This is a genomic window from Pseudomonas sp. GW-45 (assembly GCF_056896675.1).
In genome coordinates, this window is sequence record NZ_CM167674.1 from 38042 (window position 1) to 62101 (window position 24060).

At 56.3% G+C, this 24060-nt stretch carries 20 protein-coding genes; 5 read left to right on the plus strand and 15 right to left on the minus strand.

All coding sequences use genetic code 11. The annotated features are described in order from the left end of the window. Positions 1-8: 8 nt before the first annotated feature. Entirely contained in the window at positions 9-956 is a 948-nt protein-coding gene (locus AC1XYH_RS00155) for an alpha/beta fold hydrolase (protein WP_483324664.1), read from the minus strand. 282 nt (positions 957-1238) lie between these two features. Beyond that, positions 1239-2306: a transporter substrate-binding domain-containing protein gene (locus AC1XYH_RS00160; RefSeq protein WP_483324665.1), complete on the minus strand. Its 1068-nt coding sequence runs from the start codon at positions 2304-2306 to the stop codon at positions 1239-1241. A 155-nt stretch (positions 2307-2461) separates the two neighbouring features. On the opposite strand from AC1XYH_RS00160, the gene AC1XYH_RS00165 reads away from it, so the two are divergent. Continuing rightward, entirely contained in the window at positions 2462-2929 is a 468-nt protein-coding gene (locus AC1XYH_RS00165; RefSeq protein ID WP_483324666.1) for an NfeD family protein, read from the plus strand. Positions 2930-2950: 21 nt separating this feature from the next. Next, on the plus strand, positions 2951-3871 hold the full coding sequence (locus tag AC1XYH_RS00170; protein WP_483324667.1) for an SPFH domain-containing protein: 921 nt from the start codon (positions 2951-2953) through the stop codon (positions 3869-3871). 59 nt (positions 3872-3930) lie between these two features. Here AC1XYH_RS00170 and AC1XYH_RS00175 read toward each other — a convergent pair whose 3' ends face one another. Further along, positions 3931-7074, minus strand: coding sequence for an efflux RND transporter permease subunit (locus AC1XYH_RS00175; RefSeq protein WP_483324668.1), 3144 nt, complete (start codon positions 7072-7074; stop codon positions 3931-3933). Beyond that, a complete protein-coding gene (locus AC1XYH_RS00180; RefSeq protein ID WP_483324669.1) occupies positions 7071-8333 on the minus strand; it encodes an efflux RND transporter periplasmic adaptor subunit in 1263 nt (420 codons plus the stop codon). Before AC1XYH_RS00180 ends, AC1XYH_RS00175 begins: the two co-directional genes overlap by 4 nt. A 263-nt stretch (positions 8334-8596) precedes the next feature. On the opposite strand from AC1XYH_RS00180, the gene AC1XYH_RS00185 reads away from it, so the two are divergent. The 3 genes from AC1XYH_RS00185 to AC1XYH_RS00195 all read left to right on the plus strand — a co-directional run bounded on the left by AC1XYH_RS00185 (position 8597) and on the right by AC1XYH_RS00195 (position 12213). Then, on the plus strand, positions 8597-10294 hold the full coding sequence (locus AC1XYH_RS00185; protein ID WP_483324670.1) for an AMP-binding protein: 1698 nt from the start codon (positions 8597-8599) through the stop codon (positions 10292-10294). 139 nt (positions 10295-10433) lie between these two features. After that, positions 10434-11405, plus strand: coding sequence for a calcium/sodium antiporter (locus AC1XYH_RS00190; RefSeq protein WP_483324671.1), 972 nt, complete (start codon positions 10434-10436; stop codon positions 11403-11405). A 91-nt stretch (positions 11406-11496) separates the two neighbouring features. After that, complete coding sequence (locus tag AC1XYH_RS00195; RefSeq protein WP_483326422.1) at positions 11497-12213, plus strand: VC0807 family protein; 717 nt, start codon at positions 11497-11499, stop codon at positions 12211-12213. Between the two features lie 79 nt (positions 12214-12292). Here AC1XYH_RS00195 and AC1XYH_RS00200 read toward each other — a convergent pair whose 3' ends face one another. The 11 genes from AC1XYH_RS00200 to AC1XYH_RS00250 form a co-directional block, all read right to left on the minus strand. Then, entirely contained in the window at positions 12293-13417 is a 1125-nt protein-coding gene (locus tag AC1XYH_RS00200) for an aminotransferase class V-fold PLP-dependent enzyme (protein ID WP_483324672.1), read from the minus strand. 108 nt (positions 13418-13525) lie between these two features. Then, the gene (locus AC1XYH_RS00205; protein WP_483324673.1) at positions 13526-14029 is read right to left on the minus strand and encodes a DUF4334 domain-containing protein; all 504 of its coding nucleotides are present in this window, start codon (positions 14027-14029) and stop codon (positions 13526-13528) included. 41 nt (positions 14030-14070) lie between these two features. Further along, entirely contained in the window at positions 14071-14676 is a 606-nt protein-coding gene (locus AC1XYH_RS00210; protein ID WP_483324674.1) for a TetR/AcrR family transcriptional regulator, read from the minus strand. Positions 14677-14974: 298 nt separating this feature from the next. Beyond that, positions 14975-15841, minus strand: a complete 867-nt coding sequence (locus AC1XYH_RS00215) for an ABC transporter permease subunit (RefSeq protein WP_483324675.1) — start codon at positions 15839-15841, stop codon at positions 14975-14977. Continuing rightward, entirely contained in the window at positions 15838-16719 is an 882-nt protein-coding gene (locus AC1XYH_RS00220) for an ABC transporter permease subunit (RefSeq protein WP_483326423.1), read from the minus strand. Before AC1XYH_RS00220 ends, AC1XYH_RS00215 begins: the two co-directional genes overlap by 4 nt. A gap of 23 nt (positions 16720-16742) precedes the next feature. Further along, positions 16743-17879, minus strand: coding sequence for a polyamine ABC transporter ATP-binding protein (potA, locus tag AC1XYH_RS00225; RefSeq protein WP_483324676.1), 1137 nt, complete (start codon positions 17877-17879; stop codon positions 16743-16745). A 154-nt stretch (positions 17880-18033) separates the two neighbouring features. Continuing rightward, positions 18034-19137, minus strand: coding sequence for a polyamine ABC transporter substrate-binding protein (locus tag AC1XYH_RS00230; protein WP_483324677.1), 1104 nt, complete (start codon positions 19135-19137; stop codon positions 18034-18036). An 87-nt stretch (positions 19138-19224) separates the two neighbouring features. Then, the gene (locus AC1XYH_RS00235; protein ID WP_483326424.1) at positions 19225-20319 is read right to left on the minus strand and encodes a polyamine ABC transporter substrate-binding protein; all 1095 of its coding nucleotides are present in this window, start codon (positions 20317-20319) and stop codon (positions 19225-19227) included. A gap of 108 nt (positions 20320-20427) precedes the next feature. Continuing rightward, positions 20428-21801 (minus strand): aspartate aminotransferase family protein, encoded by a 1374-nt coding sequence (locus AC1XYH_RS00240; RefSeq protein WP_483324678.1) that lies wholly within the window; start codon positions 21799-21801, stop codon positions 20428-20430. 68 nt (positions 21802-21869) lie between these two features. Beyond that, positions 21870-23216: a glutamine synthetase family protein gene (locus tag AC1XYH_RS00245; protein WP_483324679.1), complete on the minus strand. Its 1347-nt coding sequence runs from the start codon at positions 23214-23216 to the stop codon at positions 21870-21872. 7 nt (positions 23217-23223) lie between these two features. Beyond that, complete coding sequence (locus AC1XYH_RS00250; protein WP_483326425.1) at positions 23224-23979, minus strand: gamma-glutamyl-gamma-aminobutyrate hydrolase family protein; 756 nt, start codon at positions 23977-23979, stop codon at positions 23224-23226. Between the last annotated feature and the right edge of the window lie 81 nt (positions 23980-24060).

Sequence of the window (24060 nt, forward strand, 5' to 3'; positions counted from 1 at the left end):
GGAGTGCCTTACAAGCCGGCGTTTTTCAAGCGGTTGGCTTGTTGGCGGTATACGGTGACGGGATCGGTCTCGAACAGGCTGGTGAGGCCGAGGAACTGGTTGACCTCATCTAGGTGGTTCATTCGATAGTTATCACGAATGACCATGCCCATATGGGAACTGCAGCGACCTACCAAGCCATCGTTGGGCTGGCCATTGAAGGTCAATGAGCCTGCACCGGTGATTAGATCGGAGACGTCCAGCGGGTTAGTCAGCGGGCTAGTGCCGCCCCAGGAGTAATAACGCACGCCATTGACCTTATAGGCCCCCTCGCCGCAAGCGCTGGTTGGAATGCCTTCCGGGAAGCGTGCATTAAAGGCTGCCGCGCCAGTCGAATTCAGTGATTCCAGCGAGCCGAGTGCGTTTTGCGGTGTCATGGAGCTGCTGCCGGACACCAGATTGATAAAGGCACCCAAGGCGTTGACCAGCCCCGCGACAACGGCTTCACCGGCTGAACCTTCGGGGATCTCACGAAGGAAGTCGGCGGTAGCGGAACCTTTGTGCGGCGCACCGACGCTGGTGACGGAAGCTACCAGGTCAGGTCGGACCGAGGCGACGTAACGCGCGGTAGGGCCGCCATGGCTGTGGCCGACCAGATTGACCTTCTGCTTGCCGCTGATGGCGACAATGTCTTCAACTTGCTCAAGCAATTGCTCGCCGCGGGCTTCGGAGGTATCGAGTTGGCTGACTTCGGTGGTGTAGACGGTGGCGCCGTCTTTGCGTAACGCGGCGGGAATGCCATACCAGTAATCGATGCCCAGCAGGCTATCGAAACCGAGCATGCCGTGGGCTAATACGATGGGGTATTTGGTCTTGGTGTATTGCGAAGAGCTGAACCAGAAAGCTTGGGCTTGAGTGCTAACGCCCAGTGCGGCGATAAGGCCGCAGGCAATACTCAGCCGGGTCTTGTTCGACATGACGAAACTCCTTGTGCTTGTTTTTGTTTGTATCGTCTTGAGACATTCAGGTCTTTGCCTGAGGTGACAGAGAATAGTCAGCAGCTAGGGGCTTATGAAGCTGTCGCCGCGGACTTTGTGACGCAGTTACATTCAGTCAATTGTGACTGGTGGGTCATTGGCTCTGGATCGCGATCATTCACCGTAAAAATCAGATGAACTGCAATTCATTCTTTGCTGCGGCGGGCATGATTGTAGTGTTTTGGTTGCCGGGAAAGCCTGCTTTCCCGGCCAATTCAGCGGTTACTCGTTTTCTTCAAGATAACTGGCTTTTATCGCGCGCCACTCTTCAGACTCGGTAATCCGCAGGACTTCCTCGCTTAGAGATTCACGTAATTTGCTGCCGGCGGGCAACGCCAGCGCATAAAGTTGCTGCTCGAAAACGGCGGGCACCAAGTCCAGTCGCTTGTCGCCAAGCTGTTGGTTGCGGAACTGCATGAGCGGCCGGTCATATACCACGGCGTCGGTCCTGCCATCGATGACTGACTGCATCGCCTCAGTTAGGCTGGGGTACTCGCGACGTATCACATGGTTGTCTTCCAGATAGCGAGCACTGGCTGTATTGGCGATGGTGGCGACAGTGCTGCCGGGCAGATCCTGAGGGCCGCCAATCTGGTACTGCAGGTTACTGACCGTGAGCGAGGTGGTAATGGCGGCCGTGAAACTGGCGACCATGATCAAACCGGCAAACATCCACACCAGCGCGACCAGTCGGCCAGCCAGTGTGACAGGCGCTTTGTCGCCGTAGCCAACGGTGGTCATAGTCACCGCAGCCCACCAGAAGCTGGCGCCTATTCCTTCGCTAGCTTTGCCGCCAAACTGCTCAGGGTTGGCACGGCGCTCACAGACCCACAGCAAAACGCCAACGGCGAACAACAGCAACCCCAGCGCGACAATCACGCTAAGAAACTCCCAGCTAAACAGCGCTTTGAGGCTCTGCAATATACCGTGCTTCGGCGTTCGCGGTACGCCGATGGAGAGTCCCGTCTGATAAAAAGGGTGGCTGAAGTCAAAAGCCGCTTCGCGGTCAGCGGTCATGGTCAGTGCGCCCACGGCGACGTCTATTTTGCCGCTCTCTACCTGGCTGAGCAGGTCGGAAAATGACAATGGAACCCACTCATAGTCGAGCTGCTGTTCGCGCGCTATGGCGCGCCAAAGATCGATACTGATGCCTTCCCATTCACCTTGTTCGGTTTGAATAACAAAGGGCGGCACTTCGGTAATGCCGACCTGCAGGGTTTTCGCCTGACTGAGACTGGCGCCGCAGCCCAGCAATAAAAAGAGGCACAGCTGAAGAAGACGTAAAGACATGGGTAGCTCCCTGTTATTTGTAACTAGCTTAACAAAGCTGGCTGGTGCTGACAGGTTGCATACGCGGGTTGCCGAGCCGGCGACGCATTTGTCGAGGCAATCTGGTACTCTCCGGTCTGGCCGCTGCACAGGAGGCCCTGCACGCAGGGAAGGCTATGTTGACTGGATATTTGACGAGTTACGCATTTTGGTTGCTGCTGGGTTTGGCCCTGCTGCTGTCAGAGTTTTTTATTCCCGCCATGGTTGCGGTGTTCTTTGGTATTGGTGCGCTGGCAGTGGGTCTGCTGACTTTATTTGGCGTGATCGATAGCTTGCCCTATCAGTTGGTCTTGTTTGCGTTGATCAGTGTCGTGGCGCTCTGGTATTTGCGGCGGCACTTTTATCGCTGGTTACGCGGCAACGAGGCTGATCTAGCGGCACGCGATCAGGACGATGCCGGGCTGCTGGGCGCCAGAGTGGCAGTGCTAACCGATTTCAGCGATGGATTCGGACATGTGCAGCTTAACGGCGCCAAGTGGGATGCAGAATCGAATGAACCGCTCAAGGCCGGAGACACGGCATGGGTACTGAGTCACAGCGGGATTGTATTGCAGGTCCGCGCACAGCGACCTGAAAAGTCTTAAATCACCCACGGAGCTTCAAGCATGGAAATTGCCACTATTCTCTCCCTCGCGTTTCTTGTTCTGGTCATCGTTGCACTGGCCAAGACGGCGCGCATCGTACCGCAGCGTTCGGCTTTTATCGTCGAGCGACTGGGTAAGTACGCTAAAACCCTGGAAGCGGGTTTCCACCTGCTGATTCCTTTTGTAGATCGAGTGTCTTACAAGCATACCTTGAAGGAAGAAGCGATCGATGTACCCAGCCAGGCCTGTGTAACCCGCGACAATATCCAAGTGGTAGTTGATGGCGTGCTCTACCTGCAGGTGGTTGACCCCAAGCTGGCCAGTTACGGCATCAACGATTATCGCTATGCGTCCATGCAGCTGGCGCAGACCACCCTGCGTTCGGTGGTGGGTAAGATTGATTTGGACAAGACCTTTGAAGAGCGTGAAACCATCAACGTGCAAGTCGTGAAAGCACTTGATGAAGCCGCTCAGCCGTGGGGCGTGAAAGTGCTGCGTTACGAGATTGCCGACATCGAACTGCCCGCGACCATTCTCGATGCACTGGAAAAACAGATGCGTGCCGAGCGGGAACGTCGTGCGGTCGTAGCCCAGTCTGAAGGTGAGCGTGAGGCCAAAATCAACGTGTCTGAAGGCCAGAAGCAGGAAACTATTAACCTGTCTGAAGCTGATAAGTTACGCCAAATCAATGAGGCCGAAGGTAAGGCTCGCGAGATCGAGCTGATTGCCACTGCAACAGCGGAAGGTCTGCGCCGCGTAGCCGAAGCGATCAACACCGAAGGCGGCCAGGCAGCAGTATCGCTGCGTGTTGCTGAGCAGTACGTGAAAGAGTTTGGCAAGTTGGCGAAAACCAACAACACCATGATTCTGCCAGCGGAGCTGAGCAACATTGGCTCGGCAGTGGCGGCTATCACCAAGACACTGGAATCAGTGAAGCAGTAAGCTACACGCTGCAAATTAGTAAAACGGCTCCCTAGGGAGCCGTTTTACGTTGCGGGTTATCAGCTCGCAGGAGCTTCGGTCTGTCGCTCGGCGCGCCGCTCCTTCCACCCCTCCAGCAACGACAGCAGCGCCGGCACCACCATAAGCACCAGTAGGGTAGAGAAGCCCAGGCCGAACGCTATGGAGGTGGCCATCGGGATCAAGAACTGTGCCTGCAGGGAGGTCTCGAACAACAATGGTAGCAGGCCGCCGATGGTCGTCAGCGAGGTCAGCAGTACGGCGCGCAAACGCTGTACCACTGCTTCGTTCAACGCTTCATTAACCGCCAACCCTAGACGACGCTGATCCTGGTAAAAACTGACCAGAATGATCGAGTTGTTGACTACGATGCCCGACAGCCCGAACAGCCCGAACAGCGACAGTATGGTCAGGTTGAGTCCCATCACCCAATGGCCCAAGACGGCCCCGACCAAGGCCAGCGGGATCACCGACATCACGATCAGTGGAGTGCTCCACGAGGAGAACACCCAGACCAGCACCGTATACATCAACAGCAGGCCTATGATTAAACCGGTACGCATATCGGCCAGAGTTTCCTGTTGGTCGACCGAGCGGCCTTCGAAGCTGTAGCGCACGTTGTATTGGCTGGCCAGTTCCGGCAGCTCGCGGGCGATACTCGCCAGCACCTGTCCGGCCGTGGTCTGGCTGGAGTCGATATCCGCCGTCACATCGGTTGCCAGCATGCCATCGGCGTGGCGCAATGACTGGAAACCCTGGTTATTGCCAAACTGGACCACTTGCCCAAGAGGGACGAAGCGCCCGTCGTCGAGCCGAATACTCAGCTCACTCAGGCTGGACAGGCTTTCTCGCTCAATGCGTGGCAGCTGCACGCGCACCTCAACCTCGTCCTGATCTTCCTGATAAATCTGCGCGAGACGACCGTCGTAGGCGGCGCGTAGCTGGCGGCCGACACTCTGGATGCTCAGGCCCAAGGATTGACCATAGGGCGTAAGGCTATAGACCAACTGCTCGCGGCCCCATGACATATCATCTTCGGTACTGAGGACGCCCTCGATTGAGCCAATCATCACCGATAATGCTTCTGCTGCGGACTTGAGCTGTTGAGGGTCGCTACCCGTCAGGCGAACATCAACATCTTTGCCGGGCGGGCCACCCACCTGCTCGGTGATGTTTAACTGGTCGATGCCAGGAACCAGTTGAATGCGTTCACGCCAGGCGCGAATAAAAGCCTTGTTGCGTACGTCGCGGTGATCGGGTGAAACCATTTCAATCAGTACCGCGCCCAGGTTATCGCCCTGCCGGCTGCCGGCGTTCTCACTGATCACCTGCCCTTCGCGGGTAACAGCAGTGAGAATCAGGTCGCCACCTAGATCGACTTCGGTGTCGGCTAGCGTCTGCTCCAGGTGGCGCATGAACCTGATCATGGTGTCGCGTGGCGTCCCGGCGACGAAGCTGACGTTGGCCTGCAGCATTTGAGGTTCTGGCGTGGGGAAAAAGCTGAAGCCGATACGGCCGCTGCTCATCAATCCCATCGTAACAATTACGGTGACCAAGGCGCAGGCCAGGGTGGCCCCACGATAGCGTATTGCCAAACTGGAGAAACGGCGAAAGCGGCCATCGCGGAAGTGATTGAAGCCCTGGTCGAAGCGCTGGCGCATTGCATCTACGCGGCCCACTAGCTTCGACGTCCGAGAAGTGCCGGGGGCTTTCTGAGTGGTAGGCCTGAAGGCTGAGCGCAGGTGATGCGGCAGCACCACAAAACATTCCAGTAAGGAGGCGATGAGTACACAGATCATGACGATAGGAATATCGCCAAGAATATTGCCGAAAATACCACCGACCATCAGCAGCGGCATAAAAGCGGCGATGGTAGTCAGTGAGGACGCGACGACAGGCCAGAACATGCGCTTGGCGGCACCCTCAGAGGCGCGCTGTGGCTGCTCGCCACCGCGGAAGTGGGCGTCAGCGTCCTCGCCTACCACAATCGCATCGTCGACGATCACCCCAAGGGCCATGATCAGCGCGAATAACGAGATCATGTTGATCGAGCCACCAATGACCCAAAATACCGCCATGGCAGCGAGAAAAGCAGTTGGAATGCCAATCGCAACCCAAAGCGCCACCCGCGCTGGCAGGAACAGGTAGAGCAACACCATGACCAGCACCAAGCCGCTTAGGCCGTTATTGACCAGCAGGCTTATGCGGTCGTTAATCAGCTGCCATGACTGGTCGTAAACGTGGATCTTTAACTCTGGCGGCAAACTGGGTTGCACGCGCTCTAACCAGGTGTTGAGCGCTTGAGCCGCTTCCAGTGAGTCGCCGTCTTCGGCGCGCTGCAACGCCAGCTCCACTGCTGGCTGGCCCTTGTAACGCAACAGCACTTGATTGCGGCGCGGCTCCTGGCGGATCTCCGCGATGTCGCCCAGGCGTAAATGGCTGGTGCCGTTGGGCTGTAGCGGGATATTGGCAAACTCTTCGGCGTCGCGTCGCTGCTCTATGGCGCGTAGCTCACGCGCGGAGTCTTGCTCGCCGGCCTGGCCAGCCGGCAAATCACGGGACTCGGCATTAACCCGGTCAGCGATTTGATCCAGCGAGAGCCCTAGCTGCTGCAGCGTGGTATTGGGGATTTCAATGCTGATTTGCTGCTCGGGCAAACCGGCAATCTCAATACGATCAATGCCGTTGGTTAGGAGGTCATCCTCCAACCGGTTAGCAATGATGCGCAATTCATGCGGTGCGTAGGGGCCATAGAGCAAGAGTTTGGCAATAGGGTCGTAGCGCGCGATTCTGACTACTTCAGGCTTTTCCGCGTCAGCGGGCAAATTGCGAAACTCGTCTACTTGCTGACGCGCATCGTCCAGCGCAATGACCGGATCGGTGCCTTCTCGGAACTCAAGGGTAATGCTGGATACCCCCTGAGCGGAAGTTGAAGTCATGTTTTTCAGGTTCTGGATGCTGCGTAAACGTTGCTCCAGGGGGATGGTGATGGCCTGCTCAATGTCTTCAGCGGCCGCGCCGTTCCAGATCACCCGAACAGTTACGAAGTCGAGCGCGAAGGTGGGGAAGAACTGGATATTCATCCGGCTCAGGCCTAGCGCACCGCCCATCAACATGACCAGCATCAGCAGGTTGGCAGCGACTTTGTGGCGAACAAAAAAGGCCAGTGGGCTGTTGTCGCTCATGGACGTGGCCCGGTCGCGTCATCGTTGCTGGGAGCCGCTGCGCCGGTTTCGACTTTCAAGCCCTGCACGGCATTGGGTAGGTGAGTGATGACGATTTCCATGTTGGCTTGCAGCTGCGAGGAGCGCACCAGGACGCGTCGGTCGCCTTGCTCGGTGAGGATTTCACCAACGCGCTGCACCTCAATTCGTTGCAAGCGGCCATCGAGCACCTGATACAAAGTGTCGTTGCCGTAGAGCGCGCTGTAAGGCAGGGCCACGCTATCGCTGCGTACTGGTCGCGCAACGCTGATTGCCAGCAGGTTGCCCAACCGCAGACCCGGCTGTGGCTGATCAATGCTGAAGAGTGCTTCGACGCCACGCGCATCGGCCTGACCGGCGATACGTTTTAGGGTCATGCTGATCGGCGGTTCGATGTCGAGACTATGTGCTTGCAGCTGGCTGCCGCTCTGCAACGCCTGAGTAAAGCTCTGGCTGTGCACCTGCGGGACTACCGCCCGCAGCTCCATGCCTTGTAGTGGATAGAATTCAAGCAAGGCAGCGTTGGCATTCACCTGATCGCCTACCGCCGCCTGCACATTGCCCACCACGCCATCAAAGGGGGCCAGGAAGCGACTGCGTTCGGCATCGCGTTGGGTGCTGTCGAAGGTGGCCTGAGCACGCGCAACTCGCGCCTCTACTGCTTGCAGGCCGGACGGATAACTGTTGATGCTGCGTTGACGGTTGGCCACTGTCAACGCGGAGCGATCAAGCGCGTCTTTGCTGTTTTCCAGCTCTGCCGAGGGCAGCACGCCGCGGGTAATCAGTTGCTCGGTACGCTCAAGATTTTTTTGTGCGTTGGCTTGAATGCGGCGCTCCAGCGTAAGCGCCTGGAGGTCATTCTGGTGCGCTACCTTTTCGCTCTGCAGCTGTGCCTTGGCGTCTTCCAGGTCAGCCCTCGCCTGATCAACACGAGGTTTGATGTCGGCTTCGTCCAAGGCCATCAAAAGCTGACCTTGTTTTATCTGTTCGCCATCCTGTGCTGGTAGCTCGGCCACACGCCCAGCCATAGGGGCTACCACGGTAAACAGCAGGGGCGATTCAAGCACGCCATAAAGGGTTAGGCGCGGGGCAAAAGCATCGGGCTGAATAACTTCAGTAGCGACCCGCCAGCTGCGCTCCAGTGAGTTAACAGCGGCGGGTTCATCGCGGGTTAGGCGTAGCAAGATGAAGATGACGATCCCGACGGCAACAATCAGGATCGGTACAAGGCGTTTACGCATGGAAATTCCGAATCGGGCGGCTATTATTTTGACTGCTCTGTATAGCGTGTTGCCCCGGTATCGGGCAAGTGCTCTGCGTGCCCTTCGTGATGTCATGCCCCGGTTGTGCTGACGACGGGCAGATGTGACACCTATGGAGTGACATATCTGCAATGGATATGAGTTCTCCAAATCGGTTGGTGGGTCTACCGTAGGCCAAAATAAAACTGCCCAATGCCGTGCGTCGGTGTGAGGGCCGAACCCCCCATTTGGAGGCAATGTCTGTGGCTACCGCACCTCGCTGGATACCGTCTTACCCTGAAAGCGCTCGCTGGGATCTGCCCTTTGACCCGCAACCTATCCCCTCATTGCTTGATGCCGCTGTGGCTGAGTTTCCCGACAACTCGGCAATCGACTTTTTCGGCAACAAGATGAGTTACCGTGAGCTGAGCCACAAGGTAGCGCAGGCCGCACGCGGCTTTCAGCAGCTGGGCGTGAAGCCTGGCGTGCACGTGGGGCTTTATCTGCCCAATTGCCCGCACTACTTCATTAGCTTTTTAGGCGTGTTGCGCGCAGGTGGCACGGTGGTCAATTACTCTCCGCTCGACGCCGAGCGCACGCTGGCGCACAAAATTGAAGACAGTGAGACCGATATCATGGTCACCCTAGGTCTTCAGGCTTTCTATCCACGCATGGCAACCTTGATGGAGTCGACGCGTCTGCGCCATCTTGTGGTGGGCGAACTGACCGAGTTCTGCACCACTTTTACCTCTGAACAACGCGATTTACTAGGGCCTCAAGCGGCGCCGCAACTGGATGCCGATTGCAGCAGCTTTGCGCAATTGTTGGACAACCAGGGAGATTATCAGCCTTACCCTATCGAAGAGCCGAACAATTGCCTGGCGGTGCTGCAGTACACAGGTGGCACCACGGGTGTACCCAAGGGCGCCATGCTGACCCACGGCAACATAACCGCGTCCTGTGCTCAGCTGCGCGAGGTGTTGAGCGCTGCCGTCGAGCCGGGGCAGGAGCGCGTGCTGGCGGTGTTGCCGCCGTTTCATATTTACGCGCTGATGGTCAACATGATTTTTGGCCTGCGCGCGGCTGCTGAACTCTATCTGCACCCGCGGTTTGATGTGATGACGGTGCTCAAGGAAATCAGCGAGAGCCGCATTACCACCTTCCCCGGCGTGCCGACCATGTTCATTGGCCTGCTCAGTCACCCGAGTACGGCGGATTACGACCTGTCGTCACTGAAAATGTCTAACTCCGGTGGTGCGCCCTTGCCGGTTGAGGTGCAACAGCAGTATTTCAACCGTTCCGGCTGTACCCTGCGTGAAGGCTGGGGTATGACCGAAACGACTACCACCGGCACCTTTACTCCCAGGGACACCACTCCGCGCCCCGGCTCCTGCGGCATCCCGGTACCCGGCTCGTACATCCGCATTCTTCCGCTCGATGGTGGCGAAACCGAAGTGCCGGTGGGTGAGAAAGGCGAGGTTTGCATCAAAGGGCCGAATATTACAGCTGGGTACTGGCGCCGTCCGGATGCCACCGCCGAAGCAATGACCAGCGAAGGCTTCCTGCGCACTGGTGACATTGGCTACATGGACGCCGATGGGTTTGTTTATATCGTTGATCGCACCAAAGATATGATTTTGTGCAGCGGCTATAACGTTTATCCGCGCACTATTGAAGAAGCGATTTATGAGTTTCCGGGCGTAGAAGAAGTATCTGTAATCGGTGTAGCCGATGCCTATCGAGGGCAGGCCCCTAAGGCCTTTATTAAACTCAAGGTTGGCGCTGAAGTGTTCACCTTTGAGACGCTGCAGGAGTTTCTTTCCAGTCGCCTCGGCAAGCATGAGCGGTTGCAGAGTATGGACATTCGTCCGGAGCTACCCAAAACGCCAGTGGGTAAGCTCTCGAAGAAAGAGCTCTACGAAGAAGAAAAGCAACGGCAGGCGAGCGCTGCCAGCGCCTAAATAAAAACGGGTGGCCTTGGCCGCCCGTTTTTACGTCTAACTGAATTCTTTTGTAAAACCTGTGTGGCGGGGCCTCTATTACCCTGCGGCGCTTTCACTGATAATGGCGCCTTCATTTCTCCACGGTGGGTAACGGACGATGTTGTTGGCAATCGCGGCAGTGATAGCGGGTTTGGTTCTGTTGGTCTGGAGTGCAGACCGCTTTGTAGACGGCGCATCGGCAACCGCCAATCACGCCGGCATGCCGCCGCTGCTGATCGGTATGCTGATCATTGGCTTTGGTACCTCGGCACCGGAGATGGTGGTTTCAGCGCTCGCCGCAGGCCAGGGTAATCCGGGCTTGGCACTGGGTAACGCGTTCGGCTCTAACATTACCAACATTGCCTTGATCATTGGTTTGGTCGCGGTCATCAGCCCGATCAAGGTGCACTCACAGGTTATCCGCAAAGAGCTACCGATCTTGCTCGCCATTACGCTGTTGGTGGGTTATCAGTTGATTGATGGGCAGCTGTCGCGCATGGACGCCTGGGTGCTTTTAGGGGTGTTCTTCCTGATCATGGGTTGGTCCATCGTGCAAGGTATGCGCGGACGTGGCGATAGTTTGGCAGAGGATTTTGAGGGCGAAGTAGCCAACAACGCGATGCCGTTGAACAAAGCGATCTTTTGGCTGCTGCTGGGTCTGGTGCTACTGATTGTCAGTTCGCGCATCTTGGTTTGGGGTGCGGTCTACATCGCGGAAAGCATGGGCGTTAGTGACCTGATCATCGGCCTGACCGTGGTAGCAGTTGGCACCTCACTGCCGGAGCTGGCCTCGTCGCTAGCGGCGATTCGCCGTAACGAGCATGATCTGGCGTTGGGTAACGTGATTGGCTCCGGGCTGTTTAACACCCTGGCGGTTGTCGGTATTGCTGCCGGTATCTCACCGCTTGCGGTGGATCCTGTGGTGTTGCAGCGCGACTGGGTAGTGATGTTCGCTTTAACGCTGGCGCTGCTTGCCATGGGCATTGGCCGTCGTGGCCGAGAGGGTCAGGTTAGCCGTCCGGAGGGGATGCTGCTGATGCTCGCCTATTTTGGATATACCGGTTATCTGGTTTACTCAATTCTGGGTTAATAGTGCTCGCCATCCGGTCGCCGCAGACTGTGAGCGACCAGGTGGCAGGTGTATGATGTTTTTTTCCGCAGCCGAGATAGCCGCTTTCCCTATGACTGAAGCGAATACCGCCACGCCGCAACACAAACCTCGCCCGATGATTGACCTGCTGGTCAGCATCTTGCTTCCTTCCATCATTCTCATGAAGTTCAGTGGTGAAGCCGATTTAGGTGCCACTAAGGCGCTGATTGTCGCGTTGGCACTGCCGTTGGGGTGGGGCCTGTTCGAGCTGGTTCAGTACCGTAAATTTAACTTTATTGCCTTGCTGGGCGTGGTCAGCGTGTTGCTTACCGGCGGCATTGGCTTGCTCAAGCTTGACCCACAATGGTTGGCGATAAAAGAGGCGGCGGTCCCAGGCGCCATTGGTATCGCTGTGCTGGTATCCACACGCACGCGTTATCCATTGATTCGCACTTTGTTGTACAACGAAAAGGTTATCAACGTGGCGCGGGTACATGAAAGGCTGGAAGATCGTGGGCAAGTAGAGGTGTTTAATCAGCGCCTGCTGCGCGCGACCTACTTTCTGGCCGGTACCTTTTTCTTCTCCTCGGTGATGAACTACATCGTCGCTAAATGGATCGTGGTTAGCCCCGCCGGTACTGAAGCCTTCAACGAAGAGTTGGGGCAAATGACGCTGGTCAGCTACCCAATGATCGCCATTCCCTCAATGATCATGATGATGGCAATCTTGTTTTACCTCTGGCGCACCATCCACGGCCTGACGGGGTTGAAGATGGAAGAGATTATGGCGCAACAGCCCAAGGGCTGATATTCGCTGAGAAGTTACAGTTTTGACGTATAAAAAACCCGGCATATGGCCGGGCTTTTTTATGGCTGCTGCCTGCGAGTTACAGCGCTTCTAGCGCTTTACGCAGGGTTAGCACAGTGCGGTCGATGTTGTGCAGCTTGTCTAGGCCGAACAGACCGATGCGGAAGGTTTTGAAGCCTTCTGGCTCATCGCACATCAGCGGCACGCCAGCGGCGGTTTGCAGGCCGAGCTGACCGAACGTCTTGCCGTTTTGCAAGCCATCATCGGTGGTGTAACTGACCACCACGCCGGGTGCGCCAAAGCCCTCGGCGGCAACACTTTTGAAGCCTTTCTCGCGCATCATTTCGCGTACTGCGCGCCCCAGTTCCAGCTGTTCCTGTTTGACCTTCTCGAAGCCGTAATCACGGGTTTCCAGCATGGTGTCGCGGAACGCCTTGAGGGCGTCGGTTGGCAGGGTGGCGTGGTAGGCGTGGCCACCGTTTTCGTAGGCCTGCATGATCTGGCGCCACTTCTTCAGGTCGGCGGCAAAGCTGCTGCTGGTAGTCGTTTCCAGCACGGCTTCGGCACGTTCGCTAAACAACACCAGCGCGCTGCACGGTGAGGCGCTCCAACCTTTTTGCGGTGCGCTGATCAGTACGTCGATGCCACACGCTTGCATATCGACCCAGACGGTACCGGAGGCGATGCAATCGAGTACGAACAAACCACCTACTTCGTGAACAGCATCGGCTACGGCGCGCAGATAATCGTCGGGCAGGATAATGCCGGCAGCGGTTTCTACGTGGGGAGCGAAGACCAGGTCCGGCTTGTTGGCGCGGATTTCGGCGATCACATCTTCAATGGCTGCGGGGGCAAACTCGGGTTGAGTACTGGCGTCGGACTTGCTCGCCTTGAGCACCGTTTCGCTGGCCGGGATGCGACCCATTTCGAAAATCTGACTCCAACGGTAGCTGAACCAGCCGTTGCGGATAACCAGGCACTTTTTGTCCTGCGCAAACTGCCGTGCCACAGCTTCCATGCCGAAGGTGCCACCGCCGGGAACGACGGCAACGGCATTGGCGTTGTAGACGCCTTTGAGCGTAGTGGAAACGTCGCGCATCACTTGTTGGAATGTCTGTGACATGTGGTTCAGTGAGCGGTCGGTAAAGACCACAGAGTATTCGAGCAAGCCTTCGGGATCGATGGCAGGGACCAGTTTGGACACGGGGGCTCTCCAGATAGGGCAAAAAAACGCCGGCGTGAGCCGGCGTTGGCGATGCCCTATCCTAACCCGATTTACGGCGTGGCGCAGCGCTGGAGTGGCGCTGGTTGGCTATTTGTCGCGGGTCAGGTGAAAGAAAAAATCCAGTGGCTTGCCCTTGATATCGCCGAGACCTATGACAACGTCATCATTAACCTTGCGGAAGTAATCGATGATCGGTTGCTGGTCGTAGATCAACGCCGCAGAAACTTGATTGGCAAAGACCATCTCGCGGATCTGCGCGCGGCCCAATTTGTCGTAGTTTTGCAGTGTGCCGTCCGGGCCTGGGTAGAGGATGGGCTCTACGTCGTTGACGCTGTTGAAGCGCTTACCGTACCAATTCAGAGGGTCGGGCTCCGAGCCGCCGTCAAATTTTCCGCCATGCCAGGTGCCCAGCATGAAGTCGAGGTCGACGGGTTCAAGTTGCTTGAACAGCGGCATGAGAGCCTCCGCCGAATAAGCATCGCCGCTCTCGATCATCTGCATAAACTGGTCTTCTACTTCTCCGGCCATGACGCCTCCGCTAAGCGCTGCGGCGAGGCCCAGCGCGCTGATGGATTTTGCTGCCTTGTTCATATACCTGCCTATTGTTATTTGGGTGGGCAGCAAGGATCCGATCAGCCGGTACACATACTCCAGCAAGCGTTAAAAGCGGCGTCTATGTCGCTCTGCTGCAGGGTCAGGTGACCGTCACGTTCGGCTCTGATCAGATTCACGAAGGCACCCCATACCATGCTCATTAGCACTTCGGGGCGCACATCGCTGCGAAACAGCCCCTCTTGCTGAAGTTGCCGGTAGCGCTCGACGATCGGCTTGAGGATTTTTTTCTCCAGTGCTTTGCTTTCATCGTCGAGGTAAGGCCGGTGATCCTGCAGTTCCATGAACATATAAGCATCGGGGTCGCTGCGGCTGAAATCAGCCATGCGCTGCCAGACGATGGCAAACAGGCTTTTGGCCGGTAGCGACAGATCCAGCTCGCGATATAGCCGCGTGCTGGTTGTTCGTTTCTGTTCACGAAACAGCTCGTTGACCAGAGCTTCCTTGCTGCTGAAGTAGCGATAGATGGTGCCAGTACCTACCTGTGCCTGTTCGGCCAGGGCGGGCATGGGCACGCCGTTCACACCGCCTTTTGCAAAAACTTTCAAGGCTGCGTCCAAGATGGCTTGGCGTTTATCCTTGATGCGTGGGCGGGCTGCTTGCTCGGGGGTTGAATGAGTATTCATTCGCGCATTCTAACCACTATCGCCAATTTGTACAGCGCATCACCCGGCCGTTAAGGGCAGTGGTGGGTTGCTGATTTACTTATGAATGAATATTCATTCATTGTAGGCAGAGTAAAGACCTTTCAGATAAATGCCAACTGTTTTTTCTAATCAGAGAGGGCGGCGAAGCCGTTGCGGTGAATGGCTAGCGGGAATCAGAGTCAGGCGTTGGATTGCAATCAGAGGAGTACGCGCGAGGGACGGCATTTGCCGGGGCTGAGCCGCCCCGGCGAACATTCCAGTACTGCTGTCAGTATATTTAGTTACGACGGCTATCGATCACCGATTGCCAACTAACACTCTCATCGTCTTCCGGTGGCTTGCCACGGCGCTTGTCTGCGCTGCGTGCGATAAACCAGGCGATCAGAGTGAAAATCGATACCGCCAGTAGGATGACGCTGGCAATGGCATTGATCTCGGGCTTAACGCCCAACCGCACTGAGGAAAACACTTCCATAGGCAGCGTGGTTGACCCAGGGCCAGAAACGAAACTGGCGAGTACCAGGTCATCCAGCGACAACGTGAATGACAGCAACCAGCCCGCCGCAATAGACGGTGCAATCATTGGCACGGTGATCAGCAGGAAGGTTTTCCAGGGCCGAGCACCGAGATCCATTGCAGCTTCTTCGATGGACTGGTCCAGCTCGCTCAGGCGGCCACTCACCACCACTGCCACGTAGGATGTGCAGAAGGTTACATGGGCTATCCAGATGGTCACCATGCCACGCTCAGCCGGCCAGCCGATCATCTGCGCCATGGCTACAAACAGCAGCAGCAAAGACAGACCTGTGATCACCTCGGGCATGACCAAAGGCGCGGTCACTAGTCCAGAGAACATGGTGCGGCCACGGAAGCGTTTGATGCGGGTCATCACGAATGCAGCGAGGGTGCCCAGGCAAACCGCAGCACAGGCCGTGAAGAAGGCGATTTGCAGGCTGCGTTTGACCGCATTCATTAGCTGGGTGTTGTCCAGCAAACCGGCATACCAGTGCAGCGACCAGCCGCCCCACACGGTGACCAGACGCGAGGCGTTGAACGAGTAGATCACCAGAATGATCATCGGTATGTAGATGAAGGCCAGCCCTAACCAGAGCATGACGGTGGAGAAACCGGGGCGCTTGCTCATGCTTTTTTCTCCATTTCCTTGGCCTGGTTATAGTGGAACAGGATCAACGGCACGATCAGGATCACCAGCATTACTATCGCCAGCGCGGAGGCCACAGGCCAGTCGCGGTTGTTGAAGAACTCCTGCCACAACACTTTGCCGATCATCAGCGTTTCCGGGCCGCCTAACAGCTCTGGAATGACAAACTCACCCACCACCGGAATGAAAACCAGCATAGAGCCAGCGATGATCCCGCTTTTTGATAGAGGAATGGTAATGCTCCAGAATGCTCTGACTTTTCCAGCACCCAGGTCCATAGCCGCTTCCAGCAGGCTGTTGTCATGCTTCACCAGGTTGGCGTACAGCGGCAAAATCATAAACGGCAGATAGGCATAAACCACGCCTATGTAGACCGCAATATTGGTGTTGAGGATCTGCAGCGGTTCGCTGATTACACCGATATACAACAACGCAGTGTTGAGCAGGCCGTTGTTGCTGAGAATACCCATCCAGGCATACACGCGGATCAGAATCGCAGTCCAGGTGGGCATCATTACCAGTAGCAGATAAACCAGTTGTTTTTCCTTCGGCGCGCGGGCGATGGCGTAGGCCATTGGGTACCCAACTAGCAAACAGATTACGGTCGAAAAGAACGCAATCTGCAGTGAGCCAAGATAGGCCGCCAGATAGAGTCCGTCCTGCGAGAGGAAAATGTAGTTGCCGAAATTAAGCACCACATTGAGCGTCTGCTCAACGTACTGAAAAATTGGGTCGTACGGTGGGATAGCAATCGCTGCCTGCGAAAAACTGATCTTCAGGACGATAGCGAAAGGCAGCAGGAAAAATAGCAGCAGCCAGAGATAAGGGACGCTGATGACCCACAGGCGTCCGCTCGGCAGTAAGCGTGAGAGCGATGGGGTTTTCATGAGTGCAATATCACCCCGCTGTCATCCTCCCAGCTGATATAGACCTCGTCTTCCCAGGTCGGGCGCGGCAGACGACGCTCGGAGTTGGCCATGAAGGCCTGCACTATCAGGCCGCTGTCGAGTTTGATGTAATACACAGAGTGGCCGCCAAGGTAGGCAATATCGTGTACCTCGCCGTGCGACCAGTTGTACTCGGTATCGGGTTTTTCAGTCGAGACCCAGACCTTCTCAGGGCGCAGGGCGTAGATTATTTTCTTGTCTTGAGCGCGGGTTGAAATTCCGTGGCCAACGTAAATGGGATGATCAAGCACCGGGCATTGAATGATCGCGTGGTCTTCCACGTCGACGGATATTTCGCCTTCAAAAATGTTCACGCTACCGATGAACTCTGCCACGTGACGGCTCAGCGGGCTTTCATAAATGTCCATGGGGGTGCCAACTTGCGCGATCCAGCCTTGATGCATGATGGCGATGCGCTGGGCCATGGTCATGGCCTCTTCCTGATCGTGGGTCACCATGATGCAGGTTACGCCGACACGCTCGATGATCTCGACTAGCTCCAATTGCATCTGTGAGCGCAGTTTTTTGTCCAGTGCGCCCATGGGCTCATCCAGCAGCAACACCTTGGGACGCTTGGCCAGCGAGCGGGCGAGAGCAACGCGCTGACGTTGGCCACCAGATAGTTGATCAGGCTTGCGGCGTGCATATTCGCTCATGTGTACCAGCTTGAGCATTTCTTGTACGCGATCATTGACCTCGGCTTTGCTCATCTTGTCCTGCTTGAGGCCGAAGGCGATGTTTTGCTCTACCGTCATGTGCGGGAACAGCGCGTAGGACTGGAACATCATGTTGATCGGGCGCTCGTAGGGCGGCAGGTCGGTGATGTCCTGACCGTCGAGTAGCACGCGGCCCTCGGTCGGTCGCTCAAAGCCAGCGAGAATTCGCAGCAGCGTGGACTTACCCGAGCCTGAGCCACCCAACAGCGCGAAAATCTCGCCTCTGTTGATGGTCAGGCTAACGTCATCAACCGCCAATGACTCATCAAAGCGCTTGCTGATGCGCTCGATCTTTACGTACTCATCGGGTTCTGCCTTGGCCATGGCCTGTTTCATGGCCCCTGCTGCACCAACCATAATGTTCTCCGGGTATCTTTCCACCTGCTTCTACGCTGTCTGCAGCGCAGAATGCACTTGTTTTTGTCACTGCGACTTGTACGTTGCAGTGAGATTGAATTATTTGTCGTATCCAATAAGGGCTGCCCATGGGCAGCCCTTATTCAGTTTGCTCTCAGCGACCTGATTTGATGCGGCTCCATGACCGCGTCATCAGACGCTGGCCGGCCATTGAGCGCGGCACGTTGACGTACAGGCGGCTCATAATTTCGTCAGACGGGTAGATGGCAGGGTCAGTGCGGATATCCGGATCTACCAGTTCATCTGAGGCCTTGTTTGGGTTGGCGTAGGCAACGTAGTCGGTGATCGGTGCGATCACGTCCGGACGCAGCACGTAGTTGATGAAGGCAAGGGCGTTTTCGGGATTGGAGGAATCCTTCGGAATCGCCAGCATGTCAAACCACAGGGTCGCGCCTTCCTTTGGAATGATGTACTTGATGTCGATACCGTTCTCGGCTTCTTCAGCGCGTGCCGCAGCCTGGAAAATGTCGCCGGAGAAGCCAGCGGCTACGCAGATGTCGCCGTTGGCCAGATCAGAGATATAGCGCGAAGAGTGGAAGTAGGTGATGTCTTTGCGCACACCCAGCAGCAGTTCTTCGGCTTTTTTCAGGTCGTCGGCGCTGGTGCTATTCGGGTCCAGGCCCAAGTAGGCTAGAGCATTGGGCAGCATTTCATCGGCCGAGTCGAGCATGCTGATACCGCAGCTAGACAGCTTGCTGGTGTACTTAGGGTCAAAAATCAGCGCCCAGGAGTCCAGCGGCATATCTTCACCCAGCGCGGCTTTAACCTTCTCGACGTTGTAGCCGATGCCGTTGGTGCCCCACAAATAAGGGATCGAATGCTTGCTGCCCGGATCGATGCTTTCCATCTGCTTCATCAGCTCGGGGTTCAGGTTGCTCATGTTGGGCAACTTGCTGTGATCCAGCTCCAGATAAACGCCGGCCTTGATCTGTTTGGTCAGAAAGTTGTTGGACGGTACGACCAAATCGAAGCCGGAACGCCCGGTCAGCAGTTTGGCGTCGAGTACGTCATTGGAGTCGTAGACGTCGTAAGTCACTTGAATGCCGGTTTCTTTCTCGAAATTGGCAATAGTGTCTTCGGCAATATAGTCCGACCAGTTATAGATATTCAGCTTGCCGTCAGCTTGGGCGGCACCCACGCCACCTAGCAAGGCAGCGGTGGTCATGGCCAGCAATGTTTTTTTCATGGGACGCTTCATGGTCTCTCCTATTCAGACTCCAGCAGCTTGCCTGGTCTGATTTTTTGGGTTTGGCCGGGGTAGCTACCGCCGGCCGGATTTAGGCAATTATTGACCTGACTTGATACGGGTCCAGGTTCGAGTGCGTACACGCTCGATGTTCTGCGGTAGTTCGGCCAGGGTAAATAGCTTGTCCAGCGTCTCGTCGCTCGGGTATACGCCCGGATCGCTCAATACGCTGTCATCCACCATAGGCTTGGAGGCCTTGTTACCGTTGGCATAGGCCACGTAGTTGGATATTTCGGCGATAACTTCCGGGCGCAGAATATAATTCAAAAAGGTGTAAGCGTTATCGACATTTTTTGCATCTTTTGGCATGGCCATCATGTCAAACCACATGGCGGCGCCTTCCTTCGGAATGACATACTTCACCTCATGACCATTGCCGGCCTCTTCCGCCCGTGCGGCCGCCTGCAGAATGTCACCGGACCAGCCCACCGCCACACAGATATCGCCGTTGGCCAGATCGGTGATGAACTTGGAGGAGTGGAAATAGGTGATGTACGGGCGCACCGACATCAACAGTTCCTGTGCCTTTTTATAGTCGTCGGGATTGGTGCTGTTCGGGTCCAGTCCCAGGTAGAAAAGCGCGGAGGGAATGATTTCCGCCGGCGCATCCAGAATGGCTACGCCGCATGAGGCCAGCTTTTCCATGTTCTCGGGCTTGAAAACCAGATCCCAAGAGTTGATCGCTGCGTCATCACCCAGTACGGCTTTGACCTTGGCTTCGTTGTAGCCGATGCCAGTCGTGCCCCAAAGGTAAGGGAAAGCGTATTGGTTGCCGGGGTCGTTGGTCTGCAATGCTTTGAGCAGTGTCGGGTCCAGGTTTTCCCAATTAGGCAGCTTGCTGCGATCTAGCGGCGAAAAAGCGCCTGCCTTGATCTGCTTGCCGAGGAACTGGTTGGACGGCACCACGATGTCGAATCCGGAGCTGCCGGACAGCAGCTTGGCTTCCAACACTTCGTTGCTGTCGAATACGTCGTAGACCACGCGAATACCGGTTTCTTTCTGGAAGTTATCCAGCGTGTCTTCGGCGATATAGTCCGACCAGTTGTAGACGTTGACTACGCCCTCTGCCTGAGCCGCGACGCTTATGGATACAGCGGTAGCGGTTGCAAGCAGTGTCTTGCCCAGATGTTTCATCATCTTTCAGCTCTCCATCCATTTTTTTGGAAATGCAGTATCGGGTAGCCTAAGCGCCCCTGGGTAAAACGTCCCTTGGCAAGCATAGTCAGTGGTGCAGGAGGGCGCTTATACGCCCAGTTGCTCCGCGGTCTGGTCCAGTACGGTCCAGATCTTGCCGACCATTTCGTCGATCTCTGTCTTGCTGATGACCAGCGGTGGCGACATGATCATGGTGTCTCCTACCGCACGCATAACCAGGCCATTGCTGACACAGAAGTCGCGACACAAAGAGCCCGTGGTGCCCTTGTCCGGGAAACGCTCACGGGTCGCTTTGTCTTTTACCAACTCGATTGCGCCTAGCAATCCGACACCGCGCACTTCGCCGACCAGACGGTGCTCCGCCAGTTCGGCAATTTTCTTTTGCAAATACGGTGCCGCTTCTTGTTTCACGTAATCGGTCAGCTTCTCTTCACGCATAATGCGCAGGTTTTCCAGGCCGACTGCGGCAGCGACCGGATGACCCGAGTAGGTATAGCCGTGGAAGAACTCGCCGCCATGCTCAACCAGTGTCTCGGTTACGCGGTCACTGACGATCACGCCACCCATGGGCAAGTAACCTGAGGTCATACCTTTGGCAATCGGCATAAAGTCGGGCTTTAGATCATAGTGTTGGCTGCCGAACCATTCGCCGGTACGGCCAAAGCCGCAGATGACCTCATCGATCACTAGCAGAATGTCGTACTTGGCCAAAATGCGCTTAATTTCGGGCCAGTAGGTATCCGGCGGAACGATCACCCCGCCGGCGCCTTGAATAGGCTCGGCAATAAAGGCGGCGACCTTGTCCTCGCCTAACTCCTGAATCTTGGCTTCCAGCTGCTGCGCGGCCCAGACGCCAAACTCGTCGGGGCTCATGTCGCCGCCCTCGCCGTACCAATAAGGCTGCGCGATATGCACGATGCCGGGGATCGGTAGATCGCCCTGCTCATGCATGACCGACATGCCGCCCAGGCTGGCGCCAGCGACGGTGGAGCCGTGGTAGCCGTTGATGCGGCTGATGATGGTCTTCTTGCCACTCTTGCCTTTCAGATCCCAGTAACGACGCACCATACGCAGCACGGTATCGTTGGACTCTGAGCCGGAACCAGTGAAGAACACGTGGTTCATGTGCTCCGGCGCAATGTCGGCAATCGCCTTGGCCAACTGTACTGCTGGCGGATTCGCGCACTGGAAGAAACTATTGTAGTAGGGCAGCTGCAGCATCTGTTTATAGGCTGCCTCCGCTAACTCCTTGCGACCGTAGCCAATATTGACGCACCACAGGCCAGCCATGCCATCGAGTACCTTGTTGCCTTCGCTGTCCCACAGGTAAACGCCTTCGGCGCGCTCAATGATGCGCGCACCGCGCTCGCCCAGCTCCTTGTGGTCGGTGAACGGATGCAGATAATGCGCCGCATCCATGGCTTGCAGCTCGGCGGTGTTGAGTTTGCTTTGACTGGTCATTCGGTACTCCTGATCTCCGGACTCCCGAGCGGCCGAGGCTGCTCAGGAGGTTATGCCATTGTGTGGGGTTACACGCTCAGCAGCAGGAACTCACGTTCCCAGGAGCTGATTACTCGCTTGTAGTTTTCGTGCTCGGCGCGTTTGACGGCTACGTAGCCGCGGCAGAACTTGCTGCCTAATATGGCCTCTACGTCCTTGCACTGTTCCATACGCTCCAACGCGGCCTCAAGGGTAAAGGGCAGGCGTAGGTTGCGCCGTTCATAGGCACGGCCCTTGACCGGTGCTGAGGGCGACATCTTGCCGACCATGCCGAGATAGCCACACAGCAAGCTGGCGGCAATCGCGATATACGGGTTGGCATCGGCGCCCGGTAGACGGTTTTCCACGCGGCGGTTCTGCGGGGTTGAATCTGGCACGCGCAGGCCCGCTGTGCGGTTTTCTTCGCCCCACTCCACGTTCACCGGCGCCGAGGTATCGGGCAGGAAGCGGCGGAAAGAATTCACGTTGGGAGCGAATAGCGGCAGTATCTCGGGGATGTAGCGTTGCAAACCGCCGATGTGATGCAAGAACAACTCACTCATGCTGCCATCTTCGTTTGAGAAGACATTTTCGCCGGTCTTGCGATCAACGATGCTCTGGTGCAGGTGCATCGCACTGCCCGGCTCATTGGTAATCGGCTTGGCCATAAAGGTAGCGGTGATGTCGTGCTTGAGCGCGGCCTCGCGCATGGTGCGCTTGAACACCAGAATTTGATCTGCCAGGTGCAATGGGTCGCCGTGACGGAAGTTGATCTCCATCTGCGCGGTGCCTTCTTCGTGGATCAGTGTATCCAGATCCAGGCCTTGGGCCTCGCACCAGTCGTACATATCCTCGAACAGCGGGTCGAATTCGTTCGCTGCATCAATAGAAAATGATTGCCGTCCGGTTTCCTGACGTCCGGAGCGACCTATCGGTGCCTGTAACGGCAGGTCAGGGTCTTCATTGCGCTTGGTCAGGTAGAACTCCATCTCAGGCGCAACGATCGGCTGCCAGCCCTTTTCTTCATATAGCTTGAGTACTGTTTTGAGCACGTTACGCGGCGACATTTCAATCGGGGTGCCGGTCTTGTCGAAGCACTCATGAATGATCTGCGCGGTTGGCTCCAACGCCCACGGGACTAGATAAATGGCGTTTTCATCCGGCTTGCAGATCATGTCGATATCCGCCGGGTCGAGCAGGTCGTAATAGATCTCGTCTTCGACATAGTCGCCGGTCACCGATTGCAGCAAGATGCTTTCGGGCAGGCGCATGCCTTTTTCTGAGATGAACTTCATCGTCGGAGCTATCTTGCCGCGGGCAATGCCGGTCAGGTCGCTGACCATGCACTCAACCTCGGTAATTTTGTGTTCTTTCAACCACGCTTCAATCTTGTTCATAACAGCCTCAGGAGTGCCGCGACGCACGGGCTCTACAGGCGTCACCAAACGCCTGAAAAATCGACAGATAGAAGGTGTTGTCCTTCACCTGCCATTCTGGATGCCACTGTACGCCAAGGGCGAAATTGGATGCATGACTGACCGAGAAGGCCTCGATCAGTCCATCAGGCGCTTTGGCTTCAGGCTGCAGCCCCGGCCCTAACTGATCTACGCCCTGCGTATGCAGAGAGTTGACCTGAGCCGAGCTACAGCCTGATATATCGTAGAGCAATCCTCCCGGTTCCACCTGAACCTCGTGGGATAAACCATACTGAATGGCAACCGGTTGGTCTTTTGGCTCGCGGTGTTCAATATATCCACCGACTTCATACAGCCGTTGATGCAGGCTGCCGCCAAAGGCTACGTTCATTTCTTGAAAGCCGCGACAAATGCCCAACACCGGCACACCCTGCGCAATCGCTGCTTTGATCAGCGGCAACGTAGTGGCGTCGCGCTTGGGGTCATGTTTGGTGCCCTCGGCGCTGGCGGGGCCGTTGTAATGGCGCGGCTCGACGTTGGAGGGGGAGCCCGTGAACATAATGCCATCCAATAGCTCCAGCAATTGCTCTGTATCCAGCGCGCTACCCAGCGCCGGTATCAGTAGCGGCAATCCCTTGGCACCCTCTACTACGCCGAGGATGTATTTTTCGCCCACAACATGGAAAGGATGCAGGCCGACTTGCTCAGTACAGCAGGGAACACCTATTAAAGGTTTGCGTTTGATGGACATAGATGGAGGGTCCGAAGGCTGTGGTGAATAACTTACGCGAAGCCATTGTTGTTCGATTTTTTATACAATAGCAAT